The 21,795-nt window shown below is 64.9% G+C and carries 16 protein-coding genes; 8 read left to right on the top strand and 8 right to left on the bottom strand.

What is annotated here, in order from left to right:
- Positions 1-39 precede the first annotated feature (39 nt).
- The 3 genes from AWB82_RS33590 to AWB82_RS33600 all read right to left on the bottom strand — a co-directional run bounded on the left by AWB82_RS33590 (position 40) and on the right by AWB82_RS33600 (position 5,989).
- Positions 40-1,779, bottom strand: a complete 1,740-nt coding sequence (locus tag AWB82_RS33590) for a M23 family peptidase (protein WP_143756959.1) — start codon at positions 1,777-1,779, stop codon at positions 40-42.
- A 45-nt stretch (positions 1,780-1,824) separates the two neighbouring features.
- The gene (gene vgrG, locus AWB82_RS33595; RefSeq protein WP_086973601.1) at positions 1,825-4,194 is read right to left on the bottom strand and encodes a type VI secretion system tip protein VgrG; all 2,370 of its coding nucleotides are present in this window, start codon (positions 4,192-4,194) and stop codon (positions 1,825-1,827) included.
- 499 nt (positions 4,195-4,693) lie between these two features.
- Positions 4,694-5,989, bottom strand: a complete 1,296-nt coding sequence (locus AWB82_RS33600) for an NRAMP family divalent metal transporter (RefSeq protein ID WP_086973602.1) — start codon at positions 5,987-5,989, stop codon at positions 4,694-4,696.
- Between the two features lie 288 nt (positions 5,990-6,277).
- Here AWB82_RS33600 and AWB82_RS33605 point away from each other — a divergent pair, with 288 nt between their 5' ends.
- The 8 genes from AWB82_RS33605 (at position 6,278) to AWB82_RS33635 (ending at position 13,369) form a co-directional block, all read left to right on the top strand.
- Entirely contained in the window at positions 6,278-6,481 is a 204-nt protein-coding gene (locus AWB82_RS33605; RefSeq protein WP_086973603.1) for a cold-shock protein, read from the top strand.
- Positions 6,482-6,657: 176 nt separating this feature from the next.
- Complete coding sequence (locus tag AWB82_RS33610; protein WP_086973604.1) at positions 6,658-6,876, top strand: hypothetical protein; 219 nt, start codon at positions 6,658-6,660, stop codon at positions 6,874-6,876.
- A 511-nt stretch (positions 6,877-7,387) separates the two neighbouring features.
- Positions 7,388-7,522 (top strand): hypothetical protein, encoded by a 135-nt coding sequence (locus tag AWB82_RS38920; protein ID WP_268811051.1) that lies wholly within the window; start codon positions 7,388-7,390, stop codon positions 7,520-7,522.
- Positions 7,523-7,574: 52 nt separating this feature from the next.
- The gene (locus tag AWB82_RS33615) at positions 7,575-9,110 is read left to right on the top strand and encodes a hypothetical protein (RefSeq protein ID WP_086973605.1); all 1,536 of its coding nucleotides are present in this window, start codon (positions 7,575-7,577) and stop codon (positions 9,108-9,110) included.
- Between the two features lie 161 nt (positions 9,111-9,271).
- Complete coding sequence (locus AWB82_RS33620; RefSeq protein ID WP_086973606.1) at positions 9,272-10,162, top strand: FecR domain-containing protein; 891 nt, start codon at positions 9,272-9,274, stop codon at positions 10,160-10,162.
- Positions 10,159-11,037 carry a Tll0287-like domain-containing protein gene (locus AWB82_RS33625; protein ID WP_086973607.1) on the top strand — a complete coding sequence of 293 codons (879 nt, stop codon included), beginning with the start codon at positions 10,159-10,161 and terminating at the stop codon, positions 11,035-11,037. Before AWB82_RS33620 ends, AWB82_RS33625 begins: the two co-directional genes overlap by 4 nt.
- Position 11,038: 1 nt before the next feature.
- A complete protein-coding gene (locus tag AWB82_RS33630) occupies positions 11,039-12,499 on the top strand; it encodes a serine/threonine-protein kinase (RefSeq protein ID WP_235023548.1) in 1,461 nt (486 codons plus the stop codon).
- Positions 12,500-12,541: 42 nt separating this feature from the next.
- The gene (locus tag AWB82_RS33635) at positions 12,542-13,369 is read left to right on the top strand and encodes a PP2C family protein-serine/threonine phosphatase (protein WP_086973609.1); all 828 of its coding nucleotides are present in this window, start codon (positions 12,542-12,544) and stop codon (positions 13,367-13,369) included.
- A 229-nt stretch (positions 13,370-13,598) separates the two neighbouring features.
- On the opposite strand, the gene tagF is transcribed toward AWB82_RS33635, so the two are convergent.
- Genes tagF through tagH form a run of 5 tightly spaced genes read right to left on the bottom strand, consistent with a single transcriptional unit; the run spans position 13,599 to position 21,735 of the window.
- The gene (gene tagF, locus AWB82_RS33640; protein WP_143756960.1) at positions 13,599-14,234 is read right to left on the bottom strand and encodes a type VI secretion system-associated protein TagF; all 636 of its coding nucleotides are present in this window, start codon (positions 14,232-14,234) and stop codon (positions 13,599-13,601) included.
- The gene (tssM, locus tag AWB82_RS33645) at positions 14,216-17,644 is read right to left on the bottom strand and encodes a type VI secretion system membrane subunit TssM (protein ID WP_086973611.1); all 3,429 of its coding nucleotides are present in this window, start codon (positions 17,642-17,644) and stop codon (positions 14,216-14,218) included. Before tssM ends, tagF begins: the two co-directional genes overlap by 19 nt.
- 34 nt (positions 17,645-17,678) lie before the next feature.
- Positions 17,679-18,980 (bottom strand): DotU family type VI secretion system protein, encoded by a 1,302-nt coding sequence (locus AWB82_RS33650; RefSeq protein WP_086973612.1) that lies wholly within the window; start codon positions 18,978-18,980, stop codon positions 17,679-17,681.
- Between the two features lie 30 nt (positions 18,981-19,010).
- Complete coding sequence (gene tssK, locus AWB82_RS33655) at positions 19,011-20,351, bottom strand: type VI secretion system baseplate subunit TssK (protein WP_086973614.1); 1,341 nt, start codon at positions 20,349-20,351, stop codon at positions 19,011-19,013.
- 10 nt (positions 20,352-20,361) lie between these two features.
- Positions 20,362-21,735: a type VI secretion system-associated FHA domain protein TagH gene (gene tagH, locus AWB82_RS33660; RefSeq protein ID WP_086973613.1), complete on the bottom strand. Its 1,374-nt coding sequence runs from the start codon at positions 21,733-21,735 to the stop codon at positions 20,362-20,364.
- Positions 21,736-21,795 lie beyond the last annotated feature (60 nt).

Consider the following 21,795-nt stretch of genomic DNA (forward strand, 5'->3'; position numbering starts at 1 on the left):
CGCCGGATCACATTCGCCCCGTCCCGGGCAACGCCTTGCTCAGTCTCGCGGCCCATAGTCGAGCTTCGGATACCAGTGCCTTTGCATAGCGTCCTGATTGTCCACTGCTAGCATAGAAGCCGCACCACGGAGACTCACCTGTTGCCACTTCCATGGAGTCGATTTTTGTACGACATTTCTTGGTAGTAAGTGTTGAAGTTCGATTCGACTCAACCACCCGCACTTCCTAAAATGCCGAATAAAGGCAGTCGGGTGAAAGAACCGAAACTTCTTTCCTTCGCCCAATGGCGTCTGCCCCATAAACTGCGACTGTTCCGTAAACTTGATGAAATTCTCATAACCGTTCGGGTTGACATCTTTGCGCTTTCCAAAGAACCCCTCCGGGTCGTTCAGCCCGGCATAGCGGTCGTTGTTGTTGCTCGCATCCCATTCGCTCTTGGCGTGGCAAATAAATCCCTTGAGCCTCGCGCGCGCTTCCGCGTGGCTTTGCACATACGCGGCCACACGCGGATCGTGGTTGAACCCGGCCGGCATTGTGCCTTGCGTGGAGGACTGTACATCGGTCACGCCCGTGATTTCGCATAACTCGTCGTAACCGCACAGTCCCTCCTGATCGAACGGTGTATTGCCGTCTTCAATCTTCTGCCAATTCATGAAGAGCGGGAAGTCCGCATCCGACAGCTTCTGGATGTCGGCCGAATTCACGTCGATATAACCCGTCTTTCCATCTGCAAACGGCACGGCGACCCAAGTGGTTTGCTGATCGGCTGGCAACGTTGGCGTATCGGTGCTCAGGATGCGTCCGAAGCGCAGCAGTTCATAGCCATCGCTCGGACAAGTTTCGTACAACGCCGTGGCGCGTTCGTAGAGGCCGTATTCATACTCCTCGAACTTGTCCTGCACAGGGTCGGGTGTCAGCAAAACGGGTTTGCCATCGCCTTTATCGAGCCATGCGCGCATAAAGCGCTCGCCACGGCTGAAGTATGCCTCGACATAAAGCGTGCTGTTGGCGTCCAAAGCATCGGCGTCCAGCGCGGGAAAAAACGGCTTGGGCGAGCGGCCCTTCGTTTCTAAATTCTCCAAGCCCGGTGGCACGCTTACAAATGCGGAATCCTTCGGAATCACGAAATAGGTGTGTCCCCAGTAGTCCTTTGAATCAGGCGTTTTCGGATCTACTTCGCCCAGCGCGACCGGGTGCCCGTCCTGTTCGAAATACGCGGTGAAGTCCTCCTCGGTCATGAAAATCTCGAAGTGCAAATGCGCCTCGCCCTGACTCTCGCCTCGAAAACCCAACTGATCCTTTCTGTACACCTTCTTGCCGCCACCCGCCTGCACGCCATCCGTATCTCGAAGCAGCCACGCCGGCAACGCGTTAGGCGAACTATCCGACGCAGGGTTATTCGGCTGCGGCACGAGCGCGTTCGTGTTGATGAAGTCGAGCAGATGCATGTACAGCGAATAGAACGTAATCGTGCGCCCTTCGCCCGTATCTGTCACATGCTTGAGAAGCACAAAGCCGGTATTGCTGTTGAGTGCAGTGGTCCCGTCGGCATCCTTTTGTCCATCCGAGATGGCCTCCTTGGCGACGCGGTAGGCAACAACTTCTCCGTCCGCGATCGCGCGCACCGGCTCAAGCTGGCCAGCGCCGCCGAACGGCACCAGATGCATGCCGCAATGCCAGCGTTGGTCAAAAGCAATGGGAAACACGCCGCTATGCGGCAACTCGAAGGTGTCGACCACATCCATAATCGGGTCGGTTTTCCATTTCTCGGCGGGCATGTTAAGGCCTTCAGCCGGAAGGAACGGGGGGCTGATAATCATGACTTAGCGTGACCGGATATATTGTTCTGAAATTTTGAGATCGCTCTTGGGCAGATCCGGTAAGGTCGGGTCCAGGTTCTGCGGCCCTTCAAACGTGAAGGAGCCCGCCTTGATCTTGAAGTCGCCCGGACAAATCACCTCGACGCTGCCGTTTTCGATCTTGATCGCCGCACCGCCGCTCGCCAGCACAGCCTTCGTCTTGCCGTTGACGAGCACGTCCGCGTTCGCGCTGGACACGTGCAGTTGCTGGTCGGCGAACAGATCCATCGAAGCGCCCTGCGCCTGCACCTCGATCTTCCCCTTCGAGAAAATCTTGATGCCCAGCTTGTGTGCGCAGAGCGAAATAAGATCGCCCGCCACCAAGCGCAGCCGCCTCGTGATGCTCACGTCCATGTCTTGGCCCGCGGTGACGATCACGTTCTCGCCCGCCGAATGCTGGACAGACTTGGGCGTGACGAACGCCATGCCGCCCGGAGCGCTTGCCAGCAGCCCCGCATCGCGGAGTTGGTCAAGCGCTTGCAGCAACGCCGACTGCGTGGCCCGATCAGCCGGATCCGCTTTGGCCTGAGTAGTCGCCGCCGCGAGATCCGTCACGCGCTGTAGCGCGGCCGTCAGTTGTTGAACCGCAGCAGGCATGTCAAGATGCGGCGTGTCCGTTCCGGCTGCCGCATCCGCCGAGAAGAACAGGCCTTTCGCTGCGCGAAGCGTGCCCCACGCTTGGGTCGTCGCTTCGAACCCTTCGCCTCGATGGAGCTTTTTACTGTTGAGCAGATAGCCCTGGTTGAACGCCGTCTGGCCGTACACCGTCGCGATGCGCGCGCTTTCCTTGCCTTGCAGGTCGTTGAACACGGTCTCCGCACCGAGCAGCGGCGAGCGCCAGATCGCGTAGCTGAACATCGCATCGGCGCCATGCACCACGTCCGGATGCGAATAGTCATGCAGCGCACCGATAATGTGCTGGCGATCCACGTCGGAATGCGCCGCCCCCAGCAAGACCTCCGTTAGCGGTAGCAAGGGCGAATGAAAGCCGCCTCGATACGACGAGGACGGACGCAGCAGGCGCAGCTTCAGCAGTTGTTTGTCGGTATTAGCCGTGCCTTGTAAAAATTTGGGCAGTACTGGATAACGCCCAAATTCATCCATACACCCGTAGGGCGATGAGTCAAAAGTCGTGACAACTCCGACAATGGGCCCCTTCAAAAATCTCCAATCCCGCTCGTATATGAATTCGGGACGGTACGCCAGATGTGCAGGCATCGCCTTGAAGCGGACGAAGGCCGGCTTGGTGCGGCTGCCCTTCATCGTCATCGATACCACCACGAATCCATAGGGCGCACTCGCCAGCTTCGTGTTGGTCAGCTTCACCACCACGCCCGGCGCTACGCCCTTGGCGTTGGTCTTGCCCGAGACCCTCGTCTGCTTCGCGATCTGCTCGTCGCGACGCGTCTGCGCCAGCGCCTCGCCCTGCTGCGGCGTCAGATGAAATTCGGCACTGCGATTGATCCGCCCGAACACCGAGCGATCGTCAGCCTCATCGGAGACGCTCGCCGTGGCGCGCAACGGATCTTCGGGCGTGCGATAGTTGCGCTCCCAAACCTCGATCGTGGCTGGCACCAGCGTGCGCGCCTCGCTGACCGACAACGCCGCTTCGTACCAGTTGCTGTTCAGACCTGCGTCGGAGAGCAGCGGCACGTCGATCGAGCGCACGTAGGCCCGCGGATTGTCCGTGAAAACAAGAATATCGAGTTGACCGTCCTTGCCGCGCCCCTGTTTGTAGAACCAGCAAATGCCCTTCCGTTTGGCGTGACGTGTGATGAAATTCCAGACGGACTCCTCATACATCACCACCTGTTCCATCTTCTCCTGCACACCTTCCAGATGGAACTCGATATCGAAGGCATCGAAGTTCTTCCGGTCGACGAGCAGTTGCGTGACGAGGTCCTGAAAGGTCACGTCTTTAAAAACGTCAGAACCTTGAATCCTTTTTCCAAGCGCGGCAAACCTGGGCTCGATGCGGAGTTTATAAACCGCCTCGTCCCGGTTCGCGCTGACGCGCTTACAACGCGTGACGATCCCGTTAAAAGTGGCGGCCGCGTGATCGACAGCCTCGATGTAATTCGCCGAAGGCACGGTCACCCGTTCGTCGATCTGCAGGCCCGCGCGCCGCCCGACCAGGAGCTTGCCCTCGATATCGAGCTGCGGGGAGGTCACTGTCACCTCCACCTCATAGTCTTTGCACAGCCCCGCCTTGATCTTGAACTTGAACACATCAATATCAAGGTCGAGCGTGCCGATCCAAACACTCAGGTGCTGGGTAAGGCGCGCGCTCGGATGGCGTAGCGCGTCCACCAGATCCTTCGTCACTGCGTTCATTCGCATTCCTATTCGGTTGGACGGAACAACGCGTCCAGAGCTTTTACACTGGAATTTAGGGTTGCGACGAAAGGAAGTCAATCAAATCAACTGACGAATACGGATAAATAGGATTAACCTCAAATATCGTTTATCCATTTGAGGGATAACGGTGCGTCCGTTCACGACAGCGCCCGCGCACTGCGCAGCATCATTTCCGCTGCTTATCGGCAGCGAGCCTGACGCATCCAACCCACCCCAGTCAGGCGACCGCAATGATTGCCGCTCTTGGCAACGCTATGGAAGCTGCCCTTGATCTCGATGAACTTGAGAGCCGAAAGCAAACTGGACCGGCGAGCCTTTCGTAGACTTCTTCGAGCCATCATTCCTGGCAACCGGGGAGGTCAGTACGAGCGGCAAGCCCCGGGCGTGGTCGTTCGGTGGCGGATGTGACCAAGCGCGCGGGCATTACGTCGGACACTTTTTCGACTGGTAACAACGCCAAACGCCACGAGCGTCTTCACGGCAATTCGAGTACGAAGTGCGCGAACACTGCCGCCGCGGTCGCGATCGTGGCGAGCCAGCTCAGCGCGCGAAGCGCCCAATGCGCAGCGAGATCGCCGACGGCTTCGCGCTTCGAGCTGAGCAAAACGAGCAACACGAGGACCGGCGTCACGGTCATCCCGTTGACGACCGCGCTCCAATAAAGCGCGCGCACCGGCTCGACGTGATATGCGGTGAGGACCAACGCGGCGATCATGCCGATCGCCATCGTCGCAACGAGAAAGTACGCAATGCGCCGATCTCGCCGTTCGCCGCGTTCCCAGTGAAACGAACTGGCCACGGCCTGAGCCGCCGAACCCGCAAGCGGGGGCAGCGCGAGCAGTGCCGATCCGAGAAGCGCCAGTGCGAGCACGTGCCGCGCGTAACCGTCCACGAGTGGCTCCAGCACGCGGGACATCTGAACAGCATCGCCGGCAGGCGTCTGTTCGATCAGATGAAGCGTCGCAGCCGCCGCGATCATCACGCAGATCGCGACCGCGTTGGAACACACCGTCCTTATAAGCGTGTCGCGACGCACCCCTTGCATCGTCCGGTTCAACGTTTGTCCGCGCCCGGCGCCTCGCCCTTCAGCGTTGCGGACCTGCTGCTCCGCTTGCGCGAACAACAAGTAAGGGCTGACGGTCGTGCCGAGCACCGCGATCAGCATCGTCATATAGCCCTCCGTCCACACGACGCGCGGCATCACGGACCGGATCGCAACGAGTCGCCACGGCACGTCGACGAGCACGACGACGCCGACGTACGCGAACATGGCGAGCGTCAGCCACTTGAGGATTCGGGCGTAGCGCGCATAGTCGATGCCCCACTGCAGCACGAGCGATGCGCATCCCGACGCGAGCGCGAGCCACGCAAGCGAACCGCCGAATAGCGATTTCAGCGCGATGCCCATGGCGAGAACATCGACCGCGATGTTGAACGTATTGGCGACGACGAAACGCGCGACGGCAAAGTAGAAGAACAGCGGCGAATAGTGTTCGCGCATATTCGTCGTCAAGCCTCGACCCGTGATGGCGGCAACCCGGGCGGCGATCAGTTGAAGCGCCACGGTGGACGGGTACGTCAGCACGCATACCCATAACAGGTCGAATCCGTACCACGCGCCCGCCAGCGTGTAGGTGGCGAGCCCGCTCGGATCGTTATCGGACGCGATCGTGACGAGGCCCGGGCCGACGTCTGCCGCCCATGAATGCGCGGGCTTGGCGGCGCCGCGCATGCGCCCTTCCCCCGCCGGCTTCTCCTGACGAAAACCCATGACGCGACTCGATGACGTGGTGCCCATGCGCCGCACGAATCGTTCCGCTTGCCAAGGTCAGTCGCTCGGGCTCCGGCACAGGCCCGACGGGGCGCAGCGAGACTGTCACAGGTAGGCGCAAATTAATTGTTGACCAACTATCTTGGAATTGGCATACTTACGGTTGAAGTACAAGAAGTCGATTGCTGCTCATCAATAGTCCGATCTTTTCCGGTATTCGTGTCCATTCCCTCCTTGCCGCTTCACTTCGCTCAATCGAGCAAACGATTTATTTAATTCAGGATTTTCATGGACACCGGTACGGTCAAGTGGTTTAACGACACCAAGGGTTTTGGTTTTATCAGCCCGGATAATGGCAGCGACGATCTCTTCGCGCACTTCTCGGAAATTCGCGCAGACGGCTTCAAGACGCTGGTTGAAGGTCAAAAAGTCAGCTTCGAAGCGAAGCGTGGCCCGAAGGGCATGCAAGCTTCGAACATCAAGCCGCTGTAAATCCGCTGTACGCCGGGAACCGCGACATCGGTTCCCGCGCTTCTGTTGATTCGATCTCCGCTTCCCGCTTTTCTTCTCCCTGGCTTTATTAGCAGCCTTTTGACGATCGCGTTCCAGACGCGCATCGCTCTCGCGCTTTCGCATTTTGGCGTAAAGCGCCCACATCTAAAATTAAAATGACATCACTCAATCAATATCGTGGTTACACGGTACAGGCTTCCGCACATCGACTCCGCGACAAAACGTTTTCAGCCAATTTGCTGCTCGAACGTTCCAGCGACCCTATGACGGATGCGCAGTATCGCTTCTATGCACTCGATTATTTCTCGAAGGAAAGCGAGGCCATCGAGTATTCGCGTCGATGGGCACGCGAGTGGATCGACACGCGCGGCTAGTCAGACGGACCCACGGGCATGCATGTGCCGTTGCGCTGAAATATCAACAGACCGCCGGCAAGTCTCCCGCATCGCCCACTTCCAGTCTTACGCAAGAAAACGCGCTGCGTCTTCATTGAAGATGCGAACCGCCGCGTTGTTCTTCGCAGTTCCCGACTTCGTTCCACAAGCCTCAAGCGTTCCTCAAGCTCGGGTCACGTCGATGCATGACGCCATCGATGTCGCCGCCCTCTTCACGGCGGCCAGCGCGAGCGACACGCCCTCATTCCCGATACGATCCCGCTGCTCTTTGCCCTGGCGGCGCATCGACCGTTTCCCCGTCGGCCGCTGAGCGACCCGGACAGGGAGACACTTCTGAACCGCGTTTATTCCCCCCGCTCGCGCAAATAAATCGCGCATCTCACGCGGAACAAAACTTCCCGCCCCGCTGTTTTGCTTTCGACGGTCGCGCACCCTGTCGCGGCCATGATCGGCACGATTCGTCCAGCGAACCGGCCCGGCAGGAGCAATCATGCATCGCGAAATCTTCGTTCTTGAGCACAGCTTCTTCAGTTTCGGCTGCATCTATCGGGTGGATCTGCGCAGTCGCAGCGGCCGCCTGATCGAAACGCACTACGTAAAGCTGAACGATATCGCGTGGTGCTAGCACAGCTCCTGAACAGTCGGCCACCACATCAATTCATCGGGGAGACCCTTCCATGCCCTACGCTTACGCCAGCTTGCCCGACATCGTTCCCCACGATGAATGGCTGAGAGGAACTTCGTCGCTGCTTCAGGTGCGCGGCACGGCGCTGAAAGACCTGGACCAGCACATCCTCCTGTATCAGCGCAACCGGACCGTTCATCAGTTTCACTGCCTCGTGAGGGCGTTCGAGCGCTGGCAACTTTCGGCCGGCCCCGACGATGCATGGAGAACGTCCGCGCGCAACGGCTCGAAGTATTTCACGTTGCTGGATCAGCAACTGCATGGCAAGGGCGACACGGATGCCGCGGCGGGCGCGCAGGACTTCATGACGCCGGCGCTCATCAATTCGCGTCTGGGCGTGCTGTATCTCTTCGGCAACATGGAAGTGGAAGACGACACGTTCCAGGTGCTGCTGGAAGGCGCATTCGATATCACCAACGTCGGCCTCGGATTCGCACCGGACACCAACGTCGCGGCCGCGCGCGCCGCCGACGTGCTGGACAACAGCGTCGTGCAGAAATCGGCATCGCTCGCGCTCGAACAGGTGCAAAAGAAGATCAGAAAGCACAGGGAGCCCACGCTGGTGAAATCGAATCAGCTCACGACTTCCAGCATCACGTTGCCTGCGCTGAGCAGCGCGGCGCAGCGTCTTTATGAGTCGATTCGCGCGAAGGTCGAGGAAGGCGCGAGAAAGCTCTGGGACCTGATTCGCGAGAAGGTTGCGGACATCCGCAACGATCCGGGCGGATTCGCGCTCGACACGATGCCCGCGCTGCTGCGCAAGCTCGTCGATTTCCTGTGCGGCAAGCTGCTGGCCACGCTGGCTCCGTTCATCGGCGCGGGCCTCGATATCGCCAAGGGCATCGCCAATACCGTGGACAGCAGCATCACGAAGTATCGCGAATGGGTGCAGGGCCGCGATGTGCAACTGCTGGCCGGGCATCCCGGAACTATCGTGGAAGCGATCAGACGAGCGATGAAGCTGAGCATAGGCTCCGGCGTGTACGACCTCGTCAAGGGCGGCGCGAGCCTCGGGTTGCAGTTCGCGAGCCAGGGCGCGTCGACCATCGTCGATGCGGTCGTCTCCATCATGGAAACGCTCGCGAAGGTGATCTGGAAGATCGTCGAGATCAAGCGCATCAAGCGGTTTTGCGAGCAGGCGAAAGGCTACTGGGATGCCCGCATGCAGCGCGATGCACTGCATACGCGGCCGATCGCCTTCAATAGCTGGTTCAAGCGCTACGCGGTGCCGATTCCGGCGCTCTCGGCGCTCACGCTCAACTCCGGTATTTGCGGCGACAAGATGCATTTTCTTGCGATGTTCAAGGACGACGAGAACATCGTCACGCAGGCGGAATTCACGGCCGGCTGCAAGTACGTGGATAACCTAAAGGTCTGGGGATCGGGCTATCTGAGCGATGCGGGTTTCGCGTTCAATTCCGACGATGCAATGATCAAAGGTCTCCTCACGTTCGCCGCGAGTCACACCGAGGAACAAACCTGGGATCTCAAGGTGCGCAAGGCCGTGCTCGGCTTTCTGAACGGCTGACGCATCCGCGCGTGGATCATTTGACGCCTTCGTGTGGGCCGAGCGAAGGCGTTTTTCTTTTCACGTCGCTCATCTTCGTCGTGCAGAAAAATCTCTGGAATAGAACCCGGTCTCCGGCTGTTTTCGTCTCAACTCATCCACGTTCCGAGGCATCGCCCGCGATGAACGCCCGAACTCCACTGCACACGCTGCGCATCGTCTTCGCCCTCGCTTGTCTGTGCACGCTTCACGGCGCGCAGGCTGGCCAGGCCATGTTGCTGCCCGACGGCGCTGTCACGCTGATCCGCGCGACGACCGTGTTCATCATCGACGCGCCCATCGCGCTGGAGCCGGGCGATCTGCTCGCGACCGATGCACGGGCAAGCGCGCAAATCGAAGACGCCGACGGCACGATCATCGCGCTCGGCGGCGACACGCGCATCGCCATCGATGCGGGTCCGCGCGGCGATGCGTTAGCGCTGCTCTCGGGCTGGATCAAGATCGCGCGCGCGCATGCGAACGCCGTAGCGCACTTGTCGATCGACACGCCCACGCTCGACCTCGACTTGCGCGACGGCGCCGCGGTGCTGCACGTGAGCCGCGATACGACCGCATTTTTTATCGAAACGGGCAGCGTGACGCTCGCGCTGCCCGAGCACGCCGATGCGCATCGCCAGCTCGACGGCGAGCATTACGGCGAACGCGAAACCGGCAAGCCGCTCGATCTGCGCGCGCGCCCGGCTGCGTCGTTCATCGCCGCGATGCCGTTGCCGTTTCGCGATCCGCTCGTATCAGTCGCGACGCCCGCGAAGACGAAGCCTGCCGCGCTCACGCAGGGCCGTCCAGCGACCTATGCCGATCTCGCCGGCTGGCTTGCCGCGCCGCTGCCCATCCGGCGCACCTTCGTCGCGCGCTTTCGGCCGCTGGCGCAAGGCGAGCCGTTCCGCTCGCAGGTGCGGCAGAACCTGCGCGAGCTTCCCGAATGGCGGCGCGTGCTGTGCCCGCCTCCCGCCATGCCGCGCCGACGCGCGCTCTCGCCCGTTCAGCCCCAATCAACCGAGGTGGAGTCATGAGACTGTCGCTCGCCGTCAAGTTCAATCTGGTGTTTCTCGCGGTTTTCGTCGTGGGCTTCGTGTCGGCCGGGTTCGCCGCGCGCGAGTTGCTGCGCCGCGCGGCCATCGACGAGACCGTGCAGAATGCGCGCGTCCTCATGGAAGCGGCGAGCGCGGCGCAAAACTACACCGCGACGCAAGTCACTCCGCTCCTGCAGACGCAGCTCAAATACAGCTTCGTCCCGCAATCGGTGCCGGCTTTCTCGGCAGTCGAAACGCTGATGACGCTGGAGAAGCGTCTCGCGGGATACTCCTATCGCTCGACGATGCTGAACCCGACCAATCCGCGCGACCGTCCCTCGGACTGGGAGGCGGACGTCATCCGGCATCTGCACGACAAGCCCGAACTGAAGGAAGTCGTCGGACTGCGCGACACGCCGTCCGGGCAGAACCTGTATATCGCGCGCCCGAACCGCATCAACGACGCCGCCTGCATGGAGTGTCACAGCGTGCCGTCGCGCGCGCCCAAGACGCTCATCGACAAATACGGTCCCGACAACGGCTTCAACTGGGCGATGCATGAAGTCATCGGCGCGGATTTCGTGTCGGTGCCGATGGCGCTGCCGGTCGCGCGCAGCGACGCGGTGCTGCGCACCTTCCTCGCGTCGTTGCTCGCGGTGTTCGTGCTCTTGCTGATCGCGCTGAACGTGATGGTGCATCTGCTCGTCACGCGGCGCATTCGTGCACTCTCGCGCGCCGCCGATGAGGCGAGTCTCGGTCAACTCGACGGCGCGAACTTCAGTGAGCGCGGCCGCGATGAAATCGCCTCGCTCGCCGCCTCGTTCGCGCGCATGAAGACAAGTCTCGTCGAAGCGTTCAAGATGATCGAGGCATGAGGTGGCAACCGCCGCGATGGACCCGACGCGCCCGACAACCGTCACGCAGCTCGGCAAGTACCGCATCGAGGCGATGCTGGGCGCGGGCGCGATGGGCGTCGTCTATCGCGCGTTCGATCCGCACATCGAGCGGCATGTCGCGCTGAAGACGGTTCGTCACGAGTTGTTCGAAAACGGCGAGCGCGCGAGTCTGATGGCGCGTTTGCGTAACGAAGCGCAGGCTGCCGGACGGCTCACGCATCCGAACATAGTCGGCGTGTACGACTATGGCGAGACCGCGGACACCGCTTATATCGCGATGGAGCTGGTGAGCGGACATGGTTTGAAGCCGCTGCTCGACGCGGGACGTCCGCTCGAACTCGCGACCGCGCTCGACTGGTTCGCGCAACTACTCGCCGCGCTCGGCTTCGCGCACGAGCACGGCGTCGTGCATCGCGACATCAAGCCCGCGAACTTGCTCGTCAGTGCGCAAGGCCGGCTGAAGGTCGCGGATTTCGGCGTCGCGCACGTCGAGTCGTCCACGCTGACGCTGGCCGGCGCGATGATCGGCACGCCTTCCTATATGTCGCCGGAGCAGTTCACGGGGGAACCCGTCGATGGGCGCTCCGACCTGTTTTCCGCCGCGATCGTGCTCTACCAGATGCTCACCGGATGCCGCCCGTTCGCGGGCGCGTCGCAGGCTGAAGTCATGCGGCAAATCATGCACGAGACGCCGCGCATGCCGTCCGCCTGCAACCCGGCGCTGCCACCGGTTTTCGACGACGTGCTGATGCGCGCGCTGTCCCGGCGTCCCGCCGCGCGCTTTCAGACGGCCGAAGCGTTGCGGCTGGCTCTCGCGGAAACGCAGAATGGCATGCCGTGCGCGCCGGTCGAACGCGAGGCCGCAATCGCCGACGATCGCACGATTCTGGAATCGCAGACAGCGAAGTCCGCCGGGCCGCTCGCATCGGGCTCGGGATCAGGATCGGGATCGGGATCGTGGCGCGGCGACTCGCTGCCGTCGCTCACGATGTGGCCGGCCGCCGCTCTCGCTTCGATCGAAGCGCAGCTCGCCGCGCAGATCGGACCGGTCGCGCGTCTGCTCGTGCGGCGCGCGGCGGCGCGCATCGCCGGTGCGCCGGATGTGCCCGCGCTCATCGCGCTGCTCGCGCCGCACGTGCCGTCCGACAAGGGCCGTGCGCAATTCGTCGCCGCCTTCGCGGAGGGTTCCGGCGCGGGCACGGGGCATGGGACGGCGTCGGCGTCGGCGTCGGCGGGTGCATCGGCTTCCTCATCGCTCGATGCGGACGAGGTGCGGGCCGCCGCGCTCAAGCTCGCCGTGTATCTCGGCCCGATCGCGACGATCATCGCGAAACGCGAGGCAGCGCGCACGGCCAGCCTGCGCGCGCTGCACGAACGGCTCGCGGCCGCGATCTCCAATGAACACGACCGCGCGCGCTTCGAGCGCGACGTCGGACTTTAGTACTTGGTTCACCACGACACGCATTCCGAAGGAGCACGACCGATGGAACCCGACACGCTCATCCGCCACGCACCGATTCGCCTTGCCGCGTGCACGGCGTTCGGTCTCACCGATGCCGGGCGCGTGCGCCGCGAGAATCAGGACCGCTTTCTGATCGATCCCGCGCTGAACCTCGTCGCGGTCGCGGACGGCATGGGCGGCCACGCGTTCGGTGCACGCGCCAGCGCTACCGCGCTCGATTGCGTGGCCACGCGCCTCGCCGCCGATGCGACGCCTCGCGCGCACACCGACCCCCCGCACACCGACGATCCCGACGCCACCGTACACGATGCATCCGCGTGCGCGATGCGCGCCGCCGCCGACGCGCTCGACCAAGCGAACGCGACGCTTCACGCGATGAACCTGCGCGAGCGTCTCGCGCATCGATCGATGGGCACCACGTTGACGGGCATCTGGCAACCGCCCGGCTCGGCCCGGCTGATCTCGCTTCACGTCGGCGATAGCCGGCTCTATCGCCATCGCGACGGTGCGCTGACGCAACTATCGCGCGACCAGACGCTTTATCAGCAGGCGCTGGAGCATGGCGCCATCGAGCATTTGCCGCCGCGCAACGTATTGCTGCAGGCGCTCGGACCGCTGCCCTCGATCGCGCCCGTCGTGGAGACGCATGCGTGGCTTCCCGGCGACCGCTATCTGCTGTGCAGCGACGGATTGCATGGCGAGGTCTCGCATCGAGAGATCGAGGCGGCGCTCGCGGCGATGACGCCGCAGGACATCGGCGATGCATGCAGGCGTCTCGTCGCGCTCGCGCTCGATGCGGGCGGCAAGGACAACATCACGGCGGTGATTGCTTGCTTTGATGGCGGCTAGTCGGAGTTTGGTCGGAGTCTTGTCGGCGCGGTCGTCGGTACTGTCGAATAGCGCCGCGACGAAGGCGGCGTCGGGCAAACCCGCACTTTTCGTCGTTTAGTCGGCGTTTAGTCCGCGCTTAGTCGGCAGCTAGTCGTCGCTTAATCCACGTTTAATCCACGCTTGGTCCACGCGGCCGTCGGCACTGTCGGATAGCGCCGCGACGAGCGCGGCGTCGGGCAATCCGGCGCTAGTCGTCGCTTACCCCACGTTTAATCCACGCGTCGTCCATGCCGCCATCAGCACTGTCGAATAGCGCCGCGACGAACGCGGCATCGGGCAAACCTGCGCTCACGCGCATGCTTTGCGCATGCCACCAAACGCTCATTCCGGCGACGCCGGCATCCGACGGCATCGAAACGCCGTTCGCTTCATCCACATGCGAGAGCGCCAGCAATCCGGCATCGAAATCATCGAGACGCGCGCCCTTGTCGAGCGTCGCGAGCGCGAGCGCGCCGCACTGCGCAAACCACGCATGCGCACGCGCCCGCCACATCGACCACGCGCCCGGCTCGACGGGCGCGGCGATCGTCAGCGGAAAATGCCGGCCCGCGCTGTCGACGCTCGGCATCAGCACGCCCGCCCAGCCGTTTTCCGCGAGCACGCCGCCGCCGAGCGCGAAGCACCACAGCGGCGCGGTCAGATACGCATCGAGCCATGCACGTCCGCGTGCCGCGCGGCCCGCGAGCAGGCCCGCCTGCAACATCGCATCCCACGGTTCGACGAAGCGCCGCGGCAAGCGGCGCGTCACGAAATCCCCATTGCCGCGCAGCTTGCCGAAGCATCCGGCGACACCCGGCGACGCCATCACAGATGCTCCGGACACCGAAACTGTTCCAGCGGCGCGCGCCGGAACGGATTGACGACGCTCGTCGCATCCAGTTCGAGCACGGCCTTGCGTCCGGCGGAATCGAGCGTGAGCTTGTAGCGGTCCGGCTGAGCGGTGGCGTCGAGCCTGCCCGCGTCGATCAGATGCAGCAGCGCCCACGGCCCGCTCGCGTCGAACGGCACGGCCTGCGCGCTCGCGGGCGGATCGATTTGCGCAGTCGTGCGGCCGGTGTTCTTTCCGCTCGGCCATTGCAGCAGCATCGACTGAAGGCCGTCTTGTCTCAACGCGAGTTGCTGCCCGTCGATGTCGAGATTCACCTGCGTCACGGCCGGATCGAAGGAAAGCGCCTTCACGCGAAAACGGACCGACATGTCGCGGCTGCCGTCGTGAAAAAACGCATCGCGAATCTGCGCGGCGCGCTGGAACTGCGCGAGCGCGTCGCGCGGCATGCCCGCTGGCGGCGTGCCGGCGCGCCATTGCCAGACGGCTCCGCTCGTATCGACCAGCGCGGCGAGATTCTTCTGGAAGAAGTCGTCGATGAGTCCGCCCGGCGCGAACAGCTTGCCGAAGTCGTCGGCGGCGACGTCGCGCGTCGAGCCATGCACGAAGGGATAACGGCCATCGAGCGCGCGGCGGCACAGCGGACCGGCGTTCGCATTCCACGACGCATCGAGCCGGGCGCGCTCGCCGCCTTCGAGCAGCGCCGTGCCCGCCGTGGCGATCGACGCGGCGACCGGCATGAGCGGCGCCGGACCCGTCTGGCTCGCGAGCTTCAGCTTGCCGAGCGCGTCGCCGGCGGGCGCGGGCTGGGCCATTTTGCGCGCGGCGTCGGCGGCGTCGAGATAGACGGCGGCGTCCTTCAACGGCGCAAAAGCGCGATCAAGCGCGGCTGCGTCGCCCGGCTTGCCTGCAAGTTGATGCAGCGCCTGGAAGTGGTCGTCCACGGGCGAAGCCGCATCCGGCTTCGCGGGCGCGCTTGCCGCGAGCGTCGTCTCGCGCGCCGCCGCGACGATGAACTTCCTGAGCGGCGAGTCGGGCGCGGAAAGTTCGTTTGCGATACGCGCGGCATCGGCGAGACCGGTGATGGGCGCGGCGGTCACATCGTCGAGCAGGCCGTCCCATGCGCGCGTGTAGGCGTTGAAGTAGCGCTCGTCGAGCGCGGCGCGCAATGCGGCGATGCCCTCGGGCGTGAGGGCGACATCGTCGCGCCCGAGCACCCATGCGTCCTTCGCGACATCGGCGAGAGCGGCGTCGCGCAAGCGCGTGTATTGCGCATGGCCCGCGCGCGTGTATGCGCCCGCGACGCCGGTCGTGAGCGGTGCGCCGCTCGTGCGCCGCAGCAACAGCGGCGCGTTGGGTCCGGCCGCGGCGCTCACGCTGAACGCGGCGAGGTTGGCCTGCGCAAGCTCGCCGTCCACGCGGTTGCCGATGCGCTGCGACAACGGCAATTCGGCCAGGCGCGCGCGCGCCGCCTTGATGAGCGCGTCGTCGAGCGGCAGCGACGGATCGAAGTGCGTCTTGTCGAACAGCGCGGCGAGATGCGCATCGAGCGCGCTTCGTTGCGCCGGACTCGCGTCGCCCGCCAGCGCCGGAATCAGATGCGCACGCAGCGCGGCGGCATCGAAATGGCGCGCGTCGCCGAGCATCAGATATGCGCGCAAGGCTTCATAACGATACGCTTCGGATGCCGAATCATTTGCCTTGCCGTCATCGTGCAATTCCTGCGTCAGCTTGCCGACCGCGAGCGGCAGCAAGGTCTGATCGAGCAAGCGCCGGTACGTCACGCGCGCCTCCTGGCCGAGCTTGTCGCCCTGATAGAGCCAGAGCCGCGTGAGCCACGGCACCGGTCTGCCCGCGTCCGCATAACCGCCGGGCAGCGCGCGCGCCGCGTCCAGCAGCGGCAGCACCGCGAGCGGGTCGGCGGCCGCGTTCGCGTCGCGCGCCAGTTGCCCCAGATGCTGAGTCTGCCGCTCGAACCCGGCGACATACGCGCGATTGCGCTGATAGCTCACCGCCATGCACGCGAGCGCGATCATCAGCGTTACGCCGACCAGAGCGAGCGCGCCGCGCCGCAGCCACGCGCTGCATCGTTCGAAGCGCGCGTTCGCGCCCACCAGCCCGGATTCCGCGATCACCACGTCCTTGAGCAACCGGTTGATGAAGTACGCGCGCCCCGACGCATCGCGGTTGTACGCGACGTCGCGACGCAAGCCGAGCGATTGCGCGATGGCGCTGATCGCGCGGTCGATCGGCCGACCGTGCTGCGTGCCGCTCGTGAAGTACACGCCGCGCAGAAGTGGCGACGCCTCGAAGCGCGTGCCGCGAAATGCGCCGTCGAGAAAATGCCCGAGCGCAGGCTGCAGCCCCGCGAACTGCTGGGCGAAGCCGTAGATGCGCGCCCGCCGCGCGACATCCGTTTCGCGCTGCATGCGATCCAGCACGCGCGCCTGCAACCGCGCGCCGAGCGCATCGAATTCGGCGGGAAAGGAAGCGAGCGCCGCGCCCACACCCGGCGACTCGTCGAGCGCGAACGTGACGCCCCAGACCTGATTGCGCTCCGCTTCGCCGAGATCGTCGAAGAACTCGGTGAAGCCCGCGAGCAGATCGCACTTCGTCACGACGACGTACACCGGAAAGCGCACGCCCAGACGCTCGCTCAGCTCCGTGAGACGGCTCCGGATCGTGCGGATGTGCGTATCGCGCGCGGCGTCGTCCTGACGCACGAGATCGGCCGCCGAGAGCGTGACGATGACGCCGTTCAACGGCCGCCGCGGCCGGTACTTGCGCAGCAGTTGCAGGAAGCCCGTCCACGCGGATTCATCGGCTTGCGCGTCGCTGTCCTGCGTCGTGAAGCGCCCTGCCGTGTCGACGAGCACGGCGTCGTCGGTGAACCACCAGTCGCAATGACGCGTGCCGCCGACGCCGCCGATCGCCTCGCCGCCGAGCTTATCGCGCAGCGGAAAGCGCAGGCCGGAATGCGCGAGCGCCGTGCTCTTTCCCGTGCCCGGCGCGCCGATGAACATGTACCACGGCAACTGATACACCCATTGGCGGCCATTCACGCCTTTCATACGCGCCTGCCTCAGGATCGCGAGCGCCTGCTCGAAGCGCTCGCGCAGCACCGCGAGTTCCGCGCTGCCGGCCGCTTTTGGCGGCTCCCTCCCCGCCACGCCGCTCATGAAGCGCAGATTGACGAGCCGCGCGACGGCGAGGCGCGCGCCCCACGCCAGCATCCACACGGCGACGAGCGCGGCCATCGCGATCCAGCGGCCGCGCGGCGATTCGAGCGGCGCGTGGCCGTCGAACGCGAGCAGCGGCCCTTCGAACCACACCACGACGAGCAGCGCGAGCACGCCCGCGAGCGTGAGCCATTGCGGCGTTCTGAGCGTGCCTGCGAACTTTTTCATCGATGTCTCCCTTCTGATCTGTGTTGTGGACGAGTCACGACGACGCGCCCGGCGCGAGCAGCGTGATCTCCACGCGACGGTTTTTCGCGCGGCCCGCGGGCGTGTCGTTCGGCGCGAGTGGTTCCGCATCGCCGCGACCTTCGGCGGAAAAGCGCGCGGGCGCGCCAGTGAGCGACGCCAGCATCGCGCGCACGCTGTCGGCGCGCGCCTGCGACAGATGCCAGTTCGACGGAAAGCGCGCCGACACGAGCCGCTGGTCGTCGGTATGGCCCGTGACGACGACTTTGCCGGGCACGTTCTTCAGCGCATCGGCGATGCGTCCGATCAGCGCGTCGTAAGCCGGATCGAGCGTCGCGCTGCCGGAGGCGAACAGGTTGTCGCCGGTAATCGTGACGATGGAGCGATCCGCCGCCTCGCGCACCGAAACCAGCCCCTGGCGAATCTCGGGAGCGAGGAACGTCGCGAGCGTCGCGGCGGCGGCGGGCATCGCGGCCGGTGCGATGACGCTGGCGCGCGCGGCGGGCCGCTCGCTCACGCGGATGCGGTTGAGCGCGTCGAACACGGGATCGGACGTGCGGTTCAGGCTCATGGCGAGCGCGATGTGCGTCGCCATGAGCACGACGCCCGCGAGCGCCGCGCAGACCCACGGCGGCATGCGTTGACCGAGCGGCCGGCGGGCGCGCTCAACGGGCCGCCAATGCACCGACAGCTCGGCTTCGAAAGCGCCGCGCTGGCTGCGGATGATCCGCGCGAGCCGCTCGCGCACGGATTCGAGCTGACTGCGCCCGCCGTCGATCAGGCGATAGCGTCCTTCGAAACCGAGCGACAGGATCACGTAGAGCAGTTCCAGCACGTCGACGTTGCGCGCCGGATCTTGCGCGAGCCGTTGCAGGATCAGAAAGAAGCGCTCGCCGCCCGACGCCTCGTTATGAAAGCTCACGAGCAGGCTGCGGCTCGCCCAGACGCCGCTGCCCCACGGCGTGCCCGAGATCGATTCGTCGATGCACGTACACAGGCAATAGCGCGCCGCCGCGAGCTTTTCGGTGTCGATGCCGCTCGCGCGCGCTTCGTGTTCGAAGGCGCGCATCATCCGCACGAGCTCGGTGCGCAGCGCTTCGATATCCGCGATCGCCGCGCGCTGACGCAACGGCAGCGCCAGTTCGAGCAACGGATTCGCCGCGCGCACGAGCGGGTTCATGCCGCTTGCGATCGGCAAAACCGGCGCGCGCGGCGCTTCTTCCTGCGTTGGACGCGCCGCGACGCGCGCGCCCGGTTGCGGAATCAGGATGGTGTCGTCCGGGTCGAAGCCGGCTTGCGGAAAGGTCGGTGCGTTCACGATGGAATCCTTCGTCGAATGGAGCCGCGTTTATGGACGGATCGCCCAGAACTCGAACTCGATGCCGGGAAAATCGCCCGCGACGTGCAGCGCGACGCCGGCCGAAGTCGCGAACTGCCGCCACAAGTCGCCGCCGCGTTCCAGCTCGAAATACGTGAAGCCGGCATGGAACGGCAACTGGCGCGGCGCGACCGGCAACGCACGCAACGCGATGCCCGGCAACTGGAGATTGACGAGATCGCGGATGCGCTCCACCGGCCCGAGCTTGGCCTGCTGCGGGAAGCCGTTGAGCAGCGCGGCCGGGGCGAGATCGGCCTTCACCGCGAGCACGAAACTCGCCGAGGCGAACAGCTCGCGATCCGGCACGATCGCCACGCGCAGGCCGTACTTGCGCTCTTCCAGCGCGATCGGCACCGCATGCGGGTCCATCACGGCGTTCAGCGCGGTGCGCAGGGCATCGACGAGCGGCGTGAAGGTTTCATCCAGACGCTCGTGCCGATACCCCGGAAACGCGGCGGGACGCTTGCCGGACTGGCTAAAGGTTGCAAGCTCTCCCGCCAGTTGCAGCGCCTGCTGATGCAGGTCGTGCGGATGCAGCCCGGTCGTCGACGCGATGCCCGCGAACAACGGCTCTGCGCGGTTAAGCAGTTGCAGCAGCAGAAAATCGGCGATCTCGGCGGCGCCGGTCGCGGCTGGCTGGGCGAGGCGCGCGGCGAGCGCATCGGCGCGCTGATGCACGAGGCCCGTCAATTCGTCGACGAACGCGGCGAGCCGGCGCGACACGCGATAGTCGAGGCAAGGCGGCGCGTAGGCGGCATCGAGCACGATGCTGTTGTCCGCGCGGCGCTCGACGATGCGCGCGATCCCGAGCGCCGTATGCGCGTGCGCCACGTCCGCTTCGAACGCGAGCCGCAGTTGCAGCTTGCCGACCTGCACGAGCGCCGCGCCGAGCGCACCGTCGTTGCTGTCGAGCACTTCGGTTTCCGCGATCCGGTGGCGCGCGAATCCATCGTGGCCAGCCTGAGCCGGATACGCGGCCTCGGGCACGCCGCGCCGCGCAACCGGCAGCGCGAGCACGACCGTCAGATCGCGCGCGTCCTCGGGCACGGCGAGCGGCAACGGCAAGTCGTCGTCGGCGGGCAGGCGAAACGGACTGCCATCGGGCAGCACGCCCGCGCACGCGGTCAGCGCGATGCGGCCGAGCTTCAGTTGCTCGACGTCGATCGCCAGCTCCGAAAAGCCGAACGCATACGGACGCAGCGCGGCGCAACGCGCGTCGATCTGCGCGCGCAGGTACCGGTCGTGCTGTTGCAGATGCTGCGGCTGAAGCAGCATGCCTTCCGACCAGATCACCTTGTTGTTCCAGGACATCGTCGCCTCGCTATCGGATTGAAGAAGCCAGCGGCATCGCGTCGGCACGGCCGTTCGCCTGCCGCTCGTATGCGTCGTTGAAGGCGCTGCCGCACAGCGCCTGGAGATCGTCGGCGCTCGCGCGCGTGAGTTCGGCGTGCAGCGCGACGAGACGGTCCCACTGGCGCGCCTTGCGGCGTGCCGGTAGCCGGTCGAGCCAGCCGCGCCGCGTGTCGGCATCCGCGATTGCCTGCGGATCGAAGCGGCCGAGCAGATGCTGCATGGCCGCGCGCGTGCCCGCGAGGACCGCGAGTTCGTGGCGGCGGATATCGTCGAATGCGCCTTCGAGCGCGGTGTGCGCGGGCAGATAGCCGGCGCTCGCGCCGCGCAGCATCTGCGCGAGCGCGCCGTCGCCGTCGGGGAAGAACTTGAGCGGGTTGTTATCGCGCTGGACCAGCATCGTCGTGTCGAGGCTGATCTCGCGTTTGAGCACGGCGCGCGACAGCAGCACGTCGACCACGCCGCGCACCGCCGTGCGCAGCATCGCGCCCGCGAGACGCGCCACCTCGGCGGCGTTGCGTGCGCCGAGCGCGGCGGCATCGACGCCCATGCCGTCGAGCAACGCCGCATAGGCCGATTCGGCGATGGCGTCGTTGGCGGCCACGGGCATCGGCATCGGCGTGGGCGCGGCGTTTGCGCCAGGCGTGAGCGCGAAATCGCCCAGCGGATCGTAGTCGTGCGGAATGCCGCCCGCCGGCGCATGCGCCATCGCGCCGGCGGGCGGCGTGTAGGCGAACTGCTCGGGCGGCACGTGATCGCTCTTCGATCCGGCGAACGCCGCGTGTCCGTCGAGTCGCGCCGGGGTTTCGTGGGCGCTGTGCGCATCGCCGAGCGGCGCGGCGAGCGGATCGAAGCGCGGGCCCGGCAACGGCGAATCGGCGAGCACGGCAGCCCGCGCGAGCGGATCGTGTGCGTAAGCCTGCGTTTGCGCGCCTTCGAACGGGCTCGCCGGATCGAGCGGATCGAGCGGATCGAAGCCGCGAAGGTCATGCACGCCGAGCGGCGCATCGAAGGCGGCGGCGCTCGCGCGCTCCATCGTCCGCACGTCGAGCCGATAGCCGCCGATTTCCAGCACGTTGCCATGCGCCAGACGCGCGGGCTGACCGCTCGCAAGCGGCCGTCCGTCGACGCGGCTCGGATTGCTGCCGAGGTCCGCGAGCCGCCAACCGTCCTCCGTCCAGTCGATGCGCGCATGCACGCGCGACACGGTCTTCGCCGCGTCCGGCAGCGTCATCGTGTTGTCGGGGCCGCGCCCGATGGTGCCGCCCGAGACGCCGAAGCGGCACGCGAGCGGCGCATCGGGCGCGCTGCCCTGATACGTGTCGACTGTGAGCGTCAAATACATGATGAATCCTCCGTGCGCGTTTATTTCGAGCCGTCGTCGGCCTGGCGAGGCGCGGCGGGC

The organism is Caballeronia glebae, from assembly GCF_001545035.1.
GTDB classification, from domain to species: domain Bacteria; phylum Pseudomonadota; class Gammaproteobacteria; order Burkholderiales; family Burkholderiaceae; genus Caballeronia; species Caballeronia glebae.

Bases quoted from the DNA above. Each gene is read 5' to 3' on its own strand.
- AWB82_RS33625 (WP_086973607.1), top strand. From the start codon at position 10,159: ATGAGACTGTCGCTCGCCGTCAAGTTCAATCTGGTGTTTCTCGCGGTT.
- AWB82_RS33605 (WP_086973603.1), top strand. From the start codon at position 6,278: ATGGACACCGGTACGGTCAAGTGGTTTAACGACACCAAGGGTTTTGGT.
- AWB82_RS38920 (WP_268811051.1), top strand. From the start codon at position 7,388: ATGCATCGCGAAATCTTCGTTCTTGAGCACAGCTTCTTCAGTTTCGGC.
- AWB82_RS33615 (WP_086973605.1), top strand. From the start codon at position 7,575: ATGCCCTACGCTTACGCCAGCTTGCCCGACATCGTTCCCCACGATGAA.
- tssM (WP_086973611.1), bottom strand. From the start codon at position 17,644: ATGAAAAAGTTCGCAGGCACGCTCAGAACGCCGCAATGGCTCACGCTC.
- AWB82_RS33610 (WP_086973604.1), top strand. From the start codon at position 6,658: ATGACATCACTCAATCAATATCGTGGTTACACGGTACAGGCTTCCGCA.
- AWB82_RS33620 (WP_086973606.1), top strand. From the start codon at position 9,272: ATGAACGCCCGAACTCCACTGCACACGCTGCGCATCGTCTTCGCCCTC.
- vgrG (WP_086973601.1), bottom strand. From the start codon at position 4,194: ATGAACGCAGTGACGAAGGATCTGGTGGACGCGCTACGCCATCCGAGC.
- AWB82_RS33590 (WP_143756959.1), bottom strand. From the start codon at position 1,779: ATGCCCGCCGAGAAATGGAAAACCGACCCGATTATGGATGTGGTCGAC.
- tssK (WP_086973614.1), bottom strand. From the start codon at position 20,351: ATGTCCTGGAACAACAAGGTGATCTGGTCGGAAGGCATGCTGCTTCAG.
- AWB82_RS33600 (WP_086973602.1), bottom strand. From the start codon at position 5,989: ATGGGTTTTCGTCAGGAGAAGCCGGCGGGGGAAGGGCGCATGCGCGGC.
- tagH (WP_086973613.1), bottom strand. From the start codon at position 21,735: ATGTATTTGACGCTCACAGTCGACACGTATCAGGGCAGCGCGCCCGAT.
- AWB82_RS33635 (WP_086973609.1), top strand. From the start codon at position 12,542: ATGGAACCCGACACGCTCATCCGCCACGCACCGATTCGCCTTGCCGCG.